General features: G+C 34.4%; 15 protein-coding genes. 7 read left to right on the top strand and 8 right to left on the bottom strand.

Annotated elements, in window-relative coordinates; translation table 11 throughout:
- Complete coding sequence (locus tag HS129_15530) at nucleotides 1–507, bottom strand: chemotaxis protein CheD (GenBank protein MBE7413446.1); 507 nt, start codon at nucleotides 505–507, stop codon at nucleotides 1–3.
- Nucleotides 508–632: 125 nt separating this feature from the next.
- On the opposite strand from HS129_15530, the gene HS129_15525 reads away from it, so the two are divergent.
- On the top strand, nucleotides 633–1,193 hold the full coding sequence (locus HS129_15525) for a hypothetical protein (GenBank protein ID MBE7413445.1): 561 nt from the start codon (nucleotides 633–635) through the stop codon (nucleotides 1,191–1,193).
- 84 nt (nucleotides 1,194–1,277) lie between these two features.
- A complete protein-coding gene (locus HS129_15520) occupies nucleotides 1,278–2,507 on the top strand; it encodes an MFS transporter (GenBank protein MBE7413444.1) in 1,230 nt (409 codons plus the stop codon).
- Between the two features lie 195 nt (nucleotides 2,508–2,702).
- Here the strand turns inward: HS129_15520 and HS129_15515 are convergent, their stop codons facing one another.
- Nucleotides 2,703–3,434, bottom strand: a complete 732-nt coding sequence (locus HS129_15515; protein MBE7413443.1) for an NRDE family protein — start codon at nucleotides 3,432–3,434, stop codon at nucleotides 2,703–2,705.
- Between the two features lie 93 nt (nucleotides 3,435–3,527).
- On the opposite strand from HS129_15515, the gene HS129_15510 reads away from it, so the two are divergent.
- Nucleotides 3,528–4,373 (top strand): 1,4-dihydroxy-6-naphthoate synthase, encoded by an 846-nt coding sequence (locus tag HS129_15510; protein MBE7413442.1) that lies wholly within the window; start codon nucleotides 3,528–3,530, stop codon nucleotides 4,371–4,373.
- 4 nt (nucleotides 4,374–4,377) lie between these two features.
- On the opposite strand, the gene metF is transcribed toward HS129_15510, so the two are convergent.
- From metF to HS129_15485, 5 genes are all read right to left on the bottom strand, one after another.
- Nucleotides 4,378–5,247, bottom strand: a complete 870-nt coding sequence (gene metF, locus HS129_15505; GenBank protein MBE7413441.1) for a methylenetetrahydrofolate reductase [NAD(P)H] — start codon at nucleotides 5,245–5,247, stop codon at nucleotides 4,378–4,380.
- Nucleotides 5,248–5,251: 4 nt separating this feature from the next.
- Nucleotides 5,252–7,756, bottom strand: coding sequence for a discoidin domain-containing protein (locus HS129_15500; GenBank protein MBE7413440.1), 2,505 nt, complete (start codon nucleotides 7,754–7,756; stop codon nucleotides 5,252–5,254).
- 17 nt (nucleotides 7,757–7,773) lie between these two features.
- Nucleotides 7,774–8,724, bottom strand: a complete 951-nt coding sequence (locus HS129_15495) for a helix-turn-helix domain-containing protein (GenBank protein ID MBE7413439.1) — start codon at nucleotides 8,722–8,724, stop codon at nucleotides 7,774–7,776.
- Nucleotides 8,725–9,204: 480 nt separating this feature from the next.
- Nucleotides 9,205–10,005 (bottom strand): ParB/RepB/Spo0J family partition protein, encoded by an 801-nt coding sequence (locus HS129_15490; GenBank protein ID MBE7413438.1) that lies wholly within the window; start codon nucleotides 10,003–10,005, stop codon nucleotides 9,205–9,207.
- Nucleotides 9,989–10,741 carry a ParA family protein gene (locus HS129_15485; protein MBE7413437.1) on the bottom strand — a complete coding sequence of 251 codons (753 nt, stop codon included), beginning with the start codon at nucleotides 10,739–10,741 and terminating at the stop codon, nucleotides 9,989–9,991. Before HS129_15485 ends, HS129_15490 begins: the two co-directional genes overlap by 17 nt.
- 275 nt (nucleotides 10,742–11,016) lie before the next feature.
- On the opposite strand from HS129_15485, the gene HS129_15480 reads away from it, so the two are divergent.
- From HS129_15480 to HS129_15465, 4 genes are all read left to right on the top strand, one after another.
- Entirely contained in the window at nucleotides 11,017–12,321 is a 1,305-nt protein-coding gene (locus HS129_15480) for a hypothetical protein (GenBank protein ID MBE7413436.1), read from the top strand.
- A gap of 1 nt (nucleotide 12,322) precedes the next feature.
- Nucleotides 12,323–13,324 (top strand): hypothetical protein, encoded by a 1,002-nt coding sequence (locus tag HS129_15475; GenBank protein ID MBE7413435.1) that lies wholly within the window; start codon nucleotides 12,323–12,325, stop codon nucleotides 13,322–13,324.
- Nucleotides 13,325–13,525: 201 nt separating this feature from the next.
- A complete protein-coding gene (locus tag HS129_15470; protein MBE7413434.1) occupies nucleotides 13,526–14,440 on the top strand; it encodes a hypothetical protein in 915 nt (304 codons plus the stop codon).
- Nucleotides 14,404–14,751 carry a hypothetical protein gene (locus tag HS129_15465; GenBank protein ID MBE7413433.1) on the top strand — a complete coding sequence of 116 codons (348 nt, stop codon included), beginning with the start codon at nucleotides 14,404–14,406 and terminating at the stop codon, nucleotides 14,749–14,751. The genes HS129_15470 and HS129_15465 overlap by 37 nt, the downstream gene beginning before the upstream one ends.
- Here the strand turns inward: HS129_15465 and HS129_15460 are convergent.
- A complete protein-coding gene (locus HS129_15460) occupies nucleotides 14,738–15,358 on the bottom strand; it encodes a 3'-5' exonuclease (GenBank protein MBE7413432.1) in 621 nt (206 codons plus the stop codon). The genes HS129_15465 and HS129_15460 overlap by 14 nt on opposite strands.
- Nucleotides 15,359–15,749: the final 391 nt, after the last annotated feature.

Below are 15,749 nucleotides of genomic sequence, written 5' to 3'. Positions count from 1 at the left end.
TTATTTTACTTTATATAAATATTTTTCCACTCCACCTTTTTTTAACAGAATCCTTCCATCGTCCAAATACAAACTAATAGTTCTTCCATCGTGCCCGCCGATATCCTCTACAATAATAGGTATATTTTTACTTTGCAAAATTTCTTTGGTTATCTGGATATTATTTTCACCGATATTTTGTAAAAAATTTGAGTTAATCCCCTTAAACATGGATGCTCCGCCAAAAATCCGAGCATAAAATGTACCGATTTTGCAACCTTCCCCCTCCATAGCTTTAATCACCAAGGGTAGAGCAGTTTCTCCGTATTTTCCGGGGGTCTTTAAACTATCCTTTCCGGTAGGATCCTTAGCCAACATAATATGAGAGATTGCTCCTATTTTCTTTACAGGCTCATACAAAACGACCCCAATGCAAGACCCTAAGGTAGTCCTAAGCACATCGGGACTTTTACCAATTTTTATCTCTGCGATACCTACGTTTAATATTTTCGAATCTTTGCCAAACATTTAGATTTTGCACTCAGTTTTTAAAATACGATATATTTATGCTCAAATTTCGTCGAACAAAAAAAATAAAATTCTTTACAAGTATTTTATTTTATTGCAGTATAAGCCGATAATATGAGGTAGATATGAGAACAACTCTTTTATTTTTAGCTATTTCAATTGGAATATTTGCTCAAGACAAGCAAAATGCGACTGTAAACGAAAAAAAAGATCAACCTTCCAATTCTACGGAAAACAATCAACCTAAAGAGCAAAAAAAAGACTCTGATCAAGCTACGGTCATGGATAAGGAATACTACGAATATTATTTTACTACTCTTCCTGATTCTGCAAAACTCAAAAAAGAAAAGTTAGAATTTAATCTTATTAAAACGTTCAAAACAGAAATTAATAAAAGAGACTACCCTGCTTGCAAAGACTTACTCCCTCAGATTACCGCAAAATCTGTTCAATACGAAAAAGTCACTCCTGAAAGTATTTGGGTTCGCGGAATCAAAGATGTTCTTGGTTACTTGCCCTATAAAGAATACATGTACATTATAAAGTTTCAAAAATACTTGGCTTATATTTCTTATGAAACAGACCCGTCTAAATATGTGCAAGCTCCATTTCAGATGGAGTTAATTTTCAAAAAAGACAATATTTTTGACTCTAAAACTGAAAGCCACCCAACAGAAACTAAATAGACAAACTTGCGAATAAACTAATTCAGTTTCTATTTGAGAATCAAAATCAATTGACTGATTGATTTAAGTATATTTACTGGGATTATGATGAAGAAAAATTATTTTTCAGACCCAAACAAAGTCCCGCTTCTTCATTTATTCCTGATTTTTTTTACAATGCTTCCGGTTACTATGATTGTGCCGGTTTTCAAAGATATTATAAAAGATATTCATGGCGGAAACAACTTTATGGTCTCTCTATTTATGAGCATCGCCATGCTTGGATCGTTTTTGTTTTCCCCTATAGCCGGGTTTTTTTCTGATAAGTTTAAGAATAGAAGGACTTTTATTTCGATTTTTGCAATTTTAGACGGAATCTGTTTTTTAATTCTCGGAGGAACAAGAGAAATCACCATTCTTCAGTTTGCCAGATTCTTTGAAGGGATCTGTCATATTTTCGTTATCGGGCTTTTGCTCTCCTCCATCACTGACAAAGAGAATGATAACTCAAATCCAACCCACTATAAAAAAGGAATACTCATGGGGCTTGCCGGGATGCTTCTGTCTCTCGGAGTAGGGATCGGCTCACCACTCGGAATTCTTGGAAGACAAAACCCATATATCCCAATTTATACAGCCTCAGGAATAATGTTTGCAATTGGTATAATTTCCTTTATCTACTTAAAAGACCACCCGATCCATTTTCACGAAAAAGTAACATTTGCAAAATGGAAAAAAGCCCTCTCTCAAAATAAATATTTTCTGATTCCTTATATTTATAATTTTATTGATAGATTCACGGTCGGATTTTTTGTAACTACTTTCAATATTCACCTAAGAGAATCTCTTTCTTTGAATTCAGGACAAGTAGGATTTTTTCTGGCGGCAGTTCTCATACCGATGAGCCTTTTATCTTATCCGTTTGCAAGACTATCAAAAAAAGTCGGAACATTCCCACTAATGCTTGCAGGGTCTTTTTTATATGGAGTGAGTCTATCCATTGCAGGCTATTTAAACCACCCTAAGCTAATTCTTCCTGTGCTTCTATTGTGTGGCATAGGAGCCGGAGTCATGTTTGTACCTTCTATGATGTCTGCCTCGCTTATGGCACCGAAAGGTTACAACGCAAGTGTGATGTCAGGATTTACGGGAGTAGGGTCGATTGGGTTTATGCTTGGACCTCTTGTTTCTGTATTTTTAGAAAATTATTTGAACACGAATATTTCCTCGGAACACAATTTTGGATTTTTATCTACCTTCTTTGGTGGGTTAGAAGTTTTAGTGGTGTTGCTTACTTTTCCGTTATACAAAAAAATGAAAGAGGCTTCAAAATGAATATAGAATTTCAAGACAAAATTATTTATTTCGTTGTAAGTTTGGCTATATTGTATCTAATCTTTCCTACTTTAAAGAGCGTATTTTTTCTTTTGTTTAAACCAAAATCAATGCAGAATAGAAAACTTTCCTCCTATTCTGAGGCGTGTGCAAAATGCTCTATTAGAAAATAAACTCACAATTTAGAAGAAGGCGTTAGTGCCCAACAATCGGCATAGAAAAATTTTCAAACTCTTCTGTTTCACAAGGAGGGGAATTTTTGTACTTCATAGAAACTACATTTTTTCTTAGGGTGATCAAAGTTTGAGACACAGTTCTTGCTTCTCTTCTGTGCATGCAAGGGGAGAGTGCTCCGGCTTCAGGAATATGGCTGGTTAAAAATCGAATAGACGTATTTTCCATATCTTGAAAATTTTTTATGTCCGGGAGAAATTTTTCTTCAAATAATCTTCTCCTTTCAATTTCTGCTTTTTTCCCAAGGGTAAATGAGCTGCCAAAAACTTGCCACTTGCCGGCATCCTCTTGAGTGTGTATAGATTCTCCATTCCATTCAAAAAGCATTACAGTTGAATAATTAATTTTTATAATTCTGAAAGGATAGTATTTTACGAGACCCTGAGCATCTATACCGTCTAACGCAATCTCCTTGAAGAGTACAGAGCGAAGGAGTAATCCTCGACTAACAGGGTTTCTGAGAATCTTCAACTGCGCTTCATAAAAATTCAATATCGCAAATATTTCTCCAGTTGAATTCACCCCGATCCAAGTCCCACCGTAATCGCCGTCTTTTGGGCAGAGAACTTCTACATCATTTATTTTTTCAATCGAAGGAGAGATCGCTTTCTTTCTTTTTACAGATTCGTCTCTGTTGAACCCTAAAAAAATACTTTGGTTTTCAAGATCACGATAGATTACAGAGGTGCACATACTTTCTCCTTTACTTGAATTTTTGTTCTGTAAAAATCATCGTGTTCAATGTAAAGTATTTGACTACTAAAAAGCTAAACACAAAAAAAGGTTATGCAACAAAAACTTACTCTTGCCTATTCACCCTGTCCAAACGATACATTTTTATTTTTTCATTTAATCCATGAATTGCAATCCGATTTTTTAAAATTTATAGAAGAGCTGCACGACGTAGAAGAGCTGAACAAAAGTGCAGAAATAGCCAAATACGATATTACAAAACTTTCTTTTGCAAAATATTTTCAAGTAATGGATAAATATATACTCTTAAATACCGGCTCTGCCTTAGGTCAAAATTGTGGACCGATACTAATTAAAAAAAAAGATAGCTCAACTCTTGATCCAGTTGGTCAATCCATTTTAGTTCCGGGTCTAAACACTACTGCCAATCTTCTTCTTTCACTTTATTTAAAAAATAATTTTACTCCCATACCTATTCGCTACGATAAAATTATTCCACAAATGGAACAGGAGAACTATTCACTCGGTGTAATTATTCATGAAGAAAGATTTACCTTTGAAAAAAGAGGGTTTGAAAAATTAATAGACCTTGGAGAATGGTGGGAAAAAGAAACCAATTGCCCGATCCCTCTTGGAGCTATTGCTATAAAAAGAAGTATATCTAAAAATATTCAAAACCAAGTTGACAAGGCTTTAAGAAATAGTTTAGAATTTGCATGGAAATATCCGAGTAAAACCAAAGAGTATATACTAAAGCACTCTCAAAGTATTTCTGAAGAAGTGGTAAACGAACATATCAATTTATACGTCAACCAGTTTACAAAAAATTTAGGAGAAAAGGGAAGGGGAGCAGTTCAAACTCTTTACCGAAAGGCTATTGAAAGTGGAGTTGCAAAAGAAAACAAATCCTTGCAACTTTTCTTAGATCAAGAGATATAAACCTTTAAGTTAAGTTTTTTACGATTTCATAACTCGTTTTGGATTGATTCAGTGTGTAAAAATGTAATCCCTTTACGCCACTTTTCATTAATTCCAAACATTGGTGAGTCGTAAAATCTAAACTTACTTTTAAAAAATCATCCGGATTCTCCTTGAATTTTTCTAAACGACTTACAAAATTTTCAGGGATATTGCAGCCGGTCATTTTTTTAAATCTTTCAATTTGCTTAAAATCCGTAATCGGCATAATCCCCGGAATAATTGGAACTTCTACATTAGAACGAATTGCAAGTTCTCTATATTTTTCAAACACAGGATTAGAAAAAAATAACTGTGTAATTAAAAATTCTGCTCCGGCTTCAACTTTTTTCGATAAGAAAAAAATTTCTTCTTCCATAGTTTTTGTTTCCGGGTGCTTCTCTGGATAACACCCTCCTGCTATAGAAAAATTGAACTTTTTTTCTTTAATAAACTGAATCAATTCAGTTGCATTAGAAAATCCACCGGTTGTTTTTTGGAATATACCTTCCCCAGCAGGCGGGTCTCCTCTCAACGCCATTAAATTAGAAATCCCTTTACTGTTGATTTCGTGTAAAGTTTTTTCAATCTGTTCTGAATTTACACTCACACAAGTAAAATGACACATCGCCGGAAACATATTTTCTTTGTTGATTTTTTCGGACAGCTCAATTGTTTTTTCTTTCGTACTTCCACCTGCACCGTAAGTAACCGATACAAACGCAGGGTTTAGCTTAGATATTTCTTTTAGAGTTTGAAAAAATTTTATTTCACCTTCATTTGTCTTAGGTGGAAAAAATTCAAAGGAGAATAAACATGTATTGGATTGTTTTAATATATCTGAAATTTTTTTCATTTTCTTATCCGATACTGACCATGGCTTGAATAGTAGATTTTCCTTTTTTGCAATACCCTAAAGATTTCCCTACAATCATACCAATTTTAGTTTTGTTTAAATCTGCTTTCACTGCATGACCCGGACTTATACTCGAAACCAAAATATCTCCGGGCACAATTTCTCCATCCGATGCATCTACATTCAATCGAACAACTCCAAACATCCCTACCGCCATAGAATTTTCAATTTTTTCACCTAACACCAAAGACTCAGATTGAATCGCCACTCCTATAACTCGAGTAGAATAGGCAGTCTTGGACTTTGAGAGCCTGCCTTCTTCAGAAGAAGTTACGAGTAAATCTCCCTCTGCAATCACGTCTCCTTTTACAATAGGAAAGTATCGTGCTATGCAATCATTTCCATTTTTTGTTTGAATTTGCACAAGACCTTTGAATAGAGAATCACCTTCTGCAAGGATTGCTTTTCCACTACCCTGAATGTCTTTTGATTTGAGTCCGTTGCCGTTTGCAAATAACGCATACTCTCTTTGAGAAATAAAAATAGCTCCATGTGAAAAATGTGATACACCCAATACACCCGCAGAATTTTCTTTTCCATTGCTATAACCGCTAACCCCATAGTGAGGACTAAACCCTAATACTCCTTCCTCTCCACCAACTCCTACAATCCCTGACCCTTGCTCTGATTCATTTTTTCCAAAAATAACTCCTTGATTTATAGAAGGTGACACGATTGATTTTTGTTGGTTTGATTCTTTGCCATTTAGCTTAATCAACCCCGAATGCGAATTAAAATCGTGCCCAATCATTGAATACTCGTGTGTATGGGGAACAGGCTCTCTTTTATCACACAAACGAGGATCGTCGGCAATTACTACTTTATTAGAAGTAGTAGATCCGTGTTCAGACAATAGTACGATACCGGGCTCATTGGTCGTAGCTAACTTCAATCTTCTATCGTTGCCCTGTACAACTTTTTCAGGCTTGGCTTCACCGTCAGAGGCAAGTTCGACTATTCCATAACTTTCAGTTGTAGCTTTTTTTAAACGATTGTCATTTCCTTGAACTGCGGCAAACGAAGAATCTTCTCCATTCGATGCAAATCTCAATATTCCTGTTTTTTCTGTATTTGCATTTTTGATTCTTGGGTCATCAGAGGTCACAACTTTTTCAGGAGATGACTCTTCGTGATCTGCAAGTACTACCAACCCGTAATTCTTTTTTGTAGCTTTTTTTAAACGATTGTCGTTTCCTTGAACAACTACCCCGGATCGGGTCTCGCCATCTTCTGCAAGTTTTACAATTCCGTAATCAGATGTAGTTGCCGGTTTTAATCTATCGTCATCTCCTTGAACTGCGGTTCCGGTTCTAGTTTCTCCATTCTTCGCAAATCGTACTAATCCTCTAAATTCATCTGTTGCTGGTTTTAGTCTTTTATCATTTCCCTGAACAACTACTCCCGGTTTTTCTTCACCATCAGAGGCAAGCTCTACGATTCCTTTAAATTCTATTGTAGCGTCTCTTAGTCTTGGGTCACTTGCTTGTACGGCTACACCACTTTTTGCCTCACCCTCGGTCGCAAAGCGAACTAAGCCAGATCTTAGAATAGATGCATAGGGTAGGGGTTCTGCTTTTTCTTTTTTAGACAAGTCAATAAAATCAGGAGCGGCATAAAGCTCAATTTCCACAACTTGACTAACGTATTGTTTTTTATTATGACGCAATTCTTCATAAGAAACGAATTTCAAAAATCGAAAATTCACAGGAAGAAATCGCCATCTGTACCACATACCGGGTTCTGAGAAAAATTTTGGCTCTTCCATAAGTTGAAACCAAGACAAATCATCTTCACTATAAAATAGAGAGAAATGTTCCGGGAAGTTAGTTTCTGTTGAATTTCTTGTTAATAAGCGGAGTTCATTAATTTTATTTACCGATCCTAAGTCTAATGTAAAACTTTCTTCACCCGGTGAATCTTTTTCCTTAGATGACCAACCATAATCTTTTCTTCCGTCAATTAAATTTTCTTTTACCCATAGTCTGTCATTTTCGGAGCTTGCAGTTAATTTTACTGCTCCAGAAATCATGATTTTTAAATTAGAAAAACTAATTTTATACTTTTTTTCTTCAGAGCTTAAATTTAATTTTGAGATAAACTTTATGTAATTTGCACTAACTAAAGAAAATGTCCAAATATTATTGGATTTTGCATTTTTCCTAAAATCAACTTCTTGGATAATAGGCTCCCATACTATTCCGTCTTTTGAAATTTCAAATCGGAAAAAATGGGGAGAGTATTTTTTGTCGTTTTCAGTGATTGAAAATTGAATAGAGTTAAAATAAACCTCTTCTGAAAAATTAAAAATAACTACAGAGTTGTCGGGATTTTCCGAATCTTCAATGTAGCTCTCTAAAACACCCTCGTGCAATTTGTATTTGCCCTTTGCGGTAATTTTTTGAATTTTTTGTAATTGAGAATGACTGATTCTTATGGATGTGTCTGGCATTTTTTATTCCTTTATTTTTATCGAAAATATTCCAAGCGATTTTCTTTTTTTTCAAAACTATCCGAAAATACTACTAATATAGAAGGAGTAACTTCTTCAGTAAAAAATTTATATAATATTTGTTTTTGAAAAACAGGCACTTCGCCTTTTATAAATATAGTTCTACCCTCAAAATGAATATCTAAATTTCTAAAATAGTTTATGGAAGAATTTGGTAAATATTTTTTAGCCCATTCTAAAAAGCCCTCCCAAGAAGGAGCTATAATAGGTTGAGGGGATTCTTCTTTTTTTGTTTGATTAAATTTAAGCGATTTCTCCAATTCGGATTTGCAGATGGCTTGGATATATGCATAATTTTTTTCTAATCCTTTTGCCTGTGCTTTTTCAGTTGCTATTGCAAATATTTGAGATCCAAATTCATCTATTAGTGAATTTGCTGAAAGCTTGTTCTCGCTATTTTTTTCTTTTAAATAGGGTACTTTCTGGTTATTAGTTATGGTTATATTTATGTTGTTCGGGTTTCTTCCTGGGGACTCCATGGAGATTTCTTTTTCCGCCTCTGAGGCGGACCCCCCTCCACCTCCGGGGTATCCATTTTTCCACCCCTGAGGTTCGATTTTGGAGTTTTTGTAAGCAAAAGAAAAGAAATATTTTGAACTGCTGTGTCCCGTTCCTGATTTAAATTGGATGAGTCCTTTTTGGGCTAAATCGCGCTTTCCTTCTATTATTGATTTTTTTGATTTAAAGCCAGTTAGTCTCATAAGAGTTTCAGTGTTTGGCCAAACTGGTTTAAAATTTTGGTCACTAAATTTAAGCAGAACAGGGTATAGTGACCTTGCGGCAGAAGATAATTCGCCCCAAGTGCCGGAATCTATTATGTCCGACATTAATTTTATATAGGAATGACCTTCTGTCATTTCTCCTCCAGTAATTAATTTTAAGCAAAAAAAATCTAAAGGAGTTGACATTTTTTGACATAAGTTTTATTATGTCTCATCCAACAACATTCCTTCGGGGAAACCCGCCTCCATTGGTTGCCGCCAGTGGAGGATATTTTTTTTCTATTTTTTTATTAATTCTTCTTTTTAGTACTTAATCTTCGTTTACTAAATTATGTCACATTATAGACCTTGCACTTGTTTTGTCAAGAATTGTAGCGAATTTTTTTCGTACTTCTATGGCTATAACCTTATTCAAAGTAGATTTATAATCATTGTGGATAGGTTGATTGAAAAAATGGATTGGATTAATATTTTTTACAAATATCAATCTTTACAAATAAGTAGTAAATTTTTGAATAGTTTAATTTTTTTTTAGTTGTAGTGTGTTTTTTTAAATGCCACACTTGTAAAAAGTCAATCTTGGAAATAAATACGCTTAAAAAACCAAGGGAGATCGCTATTTACTATAGGTGCAAACCTGCTTTAGAGTTATTATTGGTGAAAAATTTACGGATAATTTTTGGCTAATTCTTTTTTGACAAACTTATATATTTCGTTAAGGGATTCTTTGTCGTCGGATTTTATGATAATCGTATTTTCTTTTTTAGTGATATCATAATTTGTATTTTTTAAAATAGGATTTTGTATCTTTTTTTCTTTGTTAAAATTTTTTGCTTCTTTTACGGTTGAAATTTGACCATTAGAAAACATCTGGATGAATTCATGGAACACCCCTTTTTTTGAAGAAAGCACTGCTTGAATTAATAGATTTTTATTGTCTATTTTCAAGTCCTTGCAGATCTTGATTTCTTCCGGGCTTAGAGAAGAGATGCTGAGTATTTCTGTCATATAGTTTCGGCTTTTTCCGAAAATTCCTCCTAGCTCTTGATCTGTGTAAAGATATTGTTTTTTTAAATAGCTAATCGCTTCGATTTCTTCATAAGGAGAGAGGTTCTCTCTTTGAAGGTTTTCGATGATCGCAATTCTGTAGGTTTCTTTTTTGTCTCTATCCAAGATTTTGCATTCTATCTCGCTCCACCCAAGTAGTTTTGCAGCGTGGTACCGCCTTTCTCCTGCAATGATGGTATAAAATTCGTCTGATATTTTTTTTGTCACAACTATGGGTTGGAGTAGCCCGTCTTGTTTTAGGCTTTCTGCTAATTCTCCGATTCCCTTTTGTCTTTCTTGTCTTGGTTGATTTTCTGCTGGATGGATTTTATCTATCTTGATTTTTCGGACTGTTCCTTCCAGATTTTCTGCTTGGAAAACATCTGCGAGGCTACCTAATCGCTTACTTTTTGAGCTCATGCAAAATCTCCTCAATAAAGCCTTCGTATTCCTGAGCTTGTCTGCTCGATTTATTGTAGTCATAGATTGACTTTTTAGCAAGATGACTTTCGCCCACTGCAACCCCATCGCTAATGGAATGCTCAAAAATTTTGAAGTATTTGTCCAATACAGGCAGTATAGTTTTAGTCAGTAATGTCTGTGGTTTTAGCTGGGTGATCAGTGCCCCTAATACACCTAAGTCTGGGTTGATTCTTTTTTTGATGCTGTTTATAGTTTGTTGCAATCCAAGAATCCCATCAACTGAAAATTTTTCGGCTTGAAGAGGGATGATAATATGTTTGGAGGCCACCAAGGCGTTGATGGTGAAAATGGACAGGCTCGGAGGGCAGTCTATTACGATGAATTCAAAATCAGGGATGGTCTGAAGCGCATCTCTTAAAATGTAAGGGGCTTCTACGCTATTATTGCTGACTACTTCCATCTCTGCGAGGTTTTGTTTGGAAGGAGCTAAGAAAAGATTTTTTCTGGAAGTTGGAACTATAATATCTTTTAGTTTTAGAGAAGAGTTGAAGACGTTGTACATAGATTTCTCTAATTTTTCAGGTGACAGGTAGATCCCGCTGGAATTCGCCTGAGGGTCTATATCAACCAAAAGCGTTTTCAGTCCTCGTCTGGCAAGACCTTCTGAGAGGTTTAAAGATGTTGTAGTTTTTCCTTCGCCTCCTTTTTGATTTGTGATTGCTATAATTTCCATAATTTTATTTTGTAGCCCCTGTTTTTTCTATTCACGGTAAAGCGTAAGAAACTTCAATATTTTATCTAATTTTATAAAAAAAAGGGAATTTTGCAAAATTTTATTATTTTTCCCTAAAAGAGATAATCTTTTTTAATTGTCGGACATCCGACTATCGAGAATTAGTATAAGAAATTTTTATAGAAAGAATTCTATTTTGTCGGATATCCGACAAAATAGTTGACACTGTGCTTAATTTTAAACACTTTTAATTTGTGGATACTTCCCTCAAATATTTGTTTTCTGATGATTTTCATAGTGGGGATTTTGTGCCTTCGGTTTTGCCCAAATTATTTGAAGAAGTTTCCTTGAGTGTAGGTGCTTTGTGTGGTGTGGTCGTTTTGAAAATCGAAAATTCCGAGTCTTACGATGAAGTAGCCGGCTTTGGCTATCAAGATGGTGGATTTTTTTATTCTTTTTTATCCGGGAAAAGTAGCCAATTTGAATTAGTCAGGACTTCAAAATACCCGTGTCAGTTTTCGTCTAATACATACTCATTGTATAACCAAGATTCTGCTTTTGCTATGGTTTTAAGGATTGGAAGTCAGGAGGATTTCAGGGGGTTTATTCTTTGGGAATTTTCGGGAGAAGAGCGAGATATCTATTCTGTGGTAATGTTGCTTTTTGGAGATAAAATCTATTCTAAATTGTCTTTTGGGAATCAACCTTTTTTGGGTAATTCCGTAAATTCTGTGCAGTTTGAGGCAATGGAAAATATAGTGAAAATGACTCCCGGGCTATCGGAGAAATTTCAAGAATCTTTGAAATGGAGATACTTTTTAGTTTCAGGGTCTGTCGGGGTAGGAAAGAAGACTTTTTCCAAGTACTACAATTTTGTAAATTTTCCTTCAAAAAAAATTCTTATTTTAAATTCTATTCCAGAGCAAATTGTTAAATTAGAAAAATCTTTAGAGGAGTGGCTCGATTTATCCAGTAACGGCATTTTGGTGTTTGAAAATATCTATGGATTTTCGCTCGGACAACAGAGATTTTTCTTTGAGAAGTTTTCTGAAAATACTACTTGCACCATGATTTTTTTGGACTCAAAACTTCCGAAAAATGAGATTTACCCTCCATTTTGGGAGTATTTAAACCAAAGATTAGTCAATTTACCCGATTTAGATTCAATGGAGAAAGCTTTATTCGTGGAAGTATTGAAAAGCATGTTTAGGGAAGTTTTGTATCGCCACCAGAAAAGAAATTATATCTTAACCGAGGAAGCAATAAATGTCTTGAAATTGGGCAATTATCAGCAAAATTTGAGAGAGTTGAGGAATGTTTTGGAGCATGCTATGTTGTCTGCAAAATCTGAAAAAATAGGCGTAGAGGAAGTCTCTTTTAGCTCAAAATCCGGATTGAAAACGATAGGGAGCCAGGATATAGAAGATATGAATATCAGGCGCTGCGTACTTGCACTGGAGAGACAAAAAATTCTTTTGGCCAATAAGTTGTTTTCCGGGAATCAAATTCGGATGGCAAAGGCTCTTGGAATTTCCAGAGGGTCTTTGCAATACAAAATGAAGAAAATGGAGTTATTATAAAATGGAAGAAGAGCCTCTTTACGAAGAAAAAAAGACCCCTGCCGGATTTTTAGTCAAGGTCAGATTAGCCAAAATGACTTATGTTGTATTTACTTCTAGGGGACCGGAGATTCCAAAAGGATCAAAAAATAACTCAATTATAGTGCCTGTACCAAGGATTGTTTTTTTGGGAGAAGATTTTGACCTGTCTCATTTTCATACAGGGGAATTAAGTTTTGTGTCTGTAAAAGCAGGGAAAATGGTAATTCCTTATCAGCACGGAGGCTCTAAGGAAGTCAAAACGATTTTTCTAAACTCTGGAAGTGGGAGCGATATTTTACCGATTATTATTTATCATTTTAAGAAAACTCAAGATTTTATAGTTGGGTCAGAGTTAAATAATGAGTTTCATCATTTGGTAATAGATGAAGATTTTCCACGGCAAGAAATGGTTTCTTTGAAGATTCGTTTTCCTACATTGAATATTTTGATTATTAAAAGAAAAATCGTTGCACAGGCTAAGGATTCATCGGCAGAGAATTCCGTAACTACAGAAAAAGATGTAGTAAACTCGGATAAGGTGCGTGCAACCGATATCATTGCAAGCGGCTCCAATTTGAATATGTATTCTGAAAACCCGGTATTTTTGGCTCGTATTCACCTTAGGAATATGGAATTGGATAAAGTCAGACAAATACTTTTAGATTTTAAATTAACTCAGGAAGATGTAGTTTTTATTCGAACATTCCTTACAGTAATGTTAAAGAATGAAAATAACAAAGAAGAGCTTCGAGCGAACAAAGAAAAAATTCAAATCTTGGATGAAATATTTAGATTGGCTATATTAATCTTTCAGAAAGAAGTTTTGGAGTTTGAAGTTGAATTGGATAAAGGCTTTTCTAAGGAAGTTGCAAATATGATTTATGCATTATTGGAAAAAAGTCAAGAAGAGACAACAAACGAAGAAGATGGGATTATGTTTTGGGAGTGGAAGTATCGGACTAAGAGGATGGTTGCCGCTTAGATCAAAAATTTTTAGCTTTAGAATTTCGTGTTTTTTTTCTAAAAAATTTCAAAAAAGCACAAAAAAAATTAGACAAAATAGTGAAATTCTGCTATTTTGGGTTAAATAACTATGATTTTTTCAAAATTACATAAAAATTTGGCACGATTTTTGATAATCTTAGCTATCTGTAGTTGTCCGATTTTTGCGGAAGACAGTCTTTTGGATATTCATGAAAGCGAAGTCCATTCTATAATCGAGAACGATAATTTTGTTTCGGTATCCTTGGAAGTCCAAGTCGTTCACTTTGGTAGCTCTGAGAAACTCGCTTCTGTCGGTGAGAAGAAAGAAACGAAAGAAGCTCCACTTCAATTTTTGAATTTAGAAAAGAATGAAAAAATTTCTAAGGAGCAATTTCTCAGAGAATTTAAAATAACTCTACTTGGTTTTTCTGAACCAATAATTCAAAAAAGATACCAAGAAAATCTATCCGTTGCGTTTCAATTTTTTGGATCTTATTCAGTAGATAAAAAATCTGGAATGACGAATTTAGACTTTGAAAAACTACAACTGAAAAGTAAAACTTTTCCTTTCTATCATTCTGAGGATTTAATATTTTTTGGAAAATTTGTACAAAAGGGAAATACCCTCATTTCGCAAAGTAAAAACAGCAAAATTGCGGGTAAAAAGAATTCTCAAATTTGCTATGGATTCGATTGGAATTCTAAATTAGTTTACTTTGAGCCGGCCATTTCTTTATTTCAAGAAGAGAGTTGTGAAGAAAGAAACTTCTCGGAGAAACAATCTTCTGCTTTAGTAAAGGCGTTCATTGATGAATATTTTTCTTTATTGCATAATTTTACGAAAAGAAAAATTTTAAATAATGTGAGAATTGGTTTAGACCGAAAATGGAATACAGAGTATAGCAAAAATCCAAATTTAAGGAATAGATTGAAAATGCACTTATCTGGTTTGTATGCAGTTTTAAATCAGAAAAATAACAACTCAAACATTATCAATTTCGACATTTTTCAGGTTGGGTCATGCCTGAAACAAAGTTATAGTTGTTTACAGTGCCTTTCATATAATAATGGCAATATATGGGGAGATCCGCAGCAGCATTCAATAAATTGCTAAACGCAATGCGTAAGTTAAGCGTCGAAGTCAATGACGAAGAAATTTGCAGGCGTTTTGAAACTTTAATGCAAACCAGTAAGGAAGATTTGAACTTGAATTCAGTTAGAAGTCTTCTTCAAAATCCGGTCGAATTCGAGCCTAAAGAAATTCCAGAGCCTTACACTCAATATGTTCGACACTTTATCTACATGGTAAAAAGAAACGAAAAATCGGGCAATAATAAGCATTTCTATTCAGACGGAGAAAGCTCAGAAAAAAAAAGAGTTTTGTATCCTGATTCTATTAAGTTAGTACGCACTAAGTCGAAATAAGTTTTTTTCTATAATCTGAAATAGTTACTAAATTTTTCTGGTGGTACGCTATATTTAGGTAATCTTTTTTCCACAACTCTCCTTTGTTTGCGCATTCTATAAAAACCTTCATTGCAGCGTAACAATCATCTATAGCTTCGTGTGCGTTTCCTTCTCTGTGTTTTTGGTAATCAGAAATCTGAAATTCTTTTCTTAAATTTGCGAGGGAATAAGATTTTAGCTCTGGAAAATATTTTCTGGCAAATTGAACAGTACAATATACCGGTGTTTGGTTGGTGAACCCGTCTTGAATCGAATTTTCTTTTAGTAGGAAGGATAGGTCAAATTCTGCATTTTGTATAATGAGCGGTTTGTTTAGTAAATAGGAAGACAGGTCTTTAGAAATTTCTTCGAGAGTAGGTGCTTTCTTCAACATATCTTCGGTTATTCCATTGATAGAGAAGGCTAGATTTTGAATAACTTTTGGTCTAATATAGGTATTGAAAGTGTTCAGAATTTGACTTTTTGAAAATTCTATTAAACCGATTTCTAAAATTTCCGAATTGTTCGGGCTTAATCCATTTGTTTCTAAATCCAAGGAGATTAAGCTGCATTCTTGAAGTTGCATAGAATTACTAATTTTACAGAGACGTATATTAGAAAATTAGAAAATTTTTACTGTAGTACATACAGGGGGAAATGGGCAGAAAAAGACGAATTTTTGGCATTAAGTGACATAATTCTGGTATTGCATGCTATTATTTGGACAGTTCTTTTATATGAGTGGAAAAAAGTCTCTAAAAATGGGCAAGATAAAAATACTGCTTAAATCTCGGCATTGCTTGTTTTTGAGCATGTGTTAGCTTGAAGTGTTTTCCGCTTAAATCTGAATAAGGTTAGGTGGAATAGAATGAAATCAATTTGTTTTGTAAGGCTAAAAGTCAATCTCAAGTAAAGATTTTTATATAAAATTTTAAGTAGATAATAGAAAAGAATAAGTGCCGATATTTCGGCGGTTA

Source organism: Leptospiraceae bacterium, from assembly GCA_015075105.1.
In the GTDB taxonomy this organism is placed as follows: Bacteria; Spirochaetota; Leptospiria; order Leptospirales; family Leptospiraceae; genus JABWCC01.
Note: the sequence above shows the minus strand (reverse complement) of the source record. Positions and strands in the feature narration are given on the sequence as shown.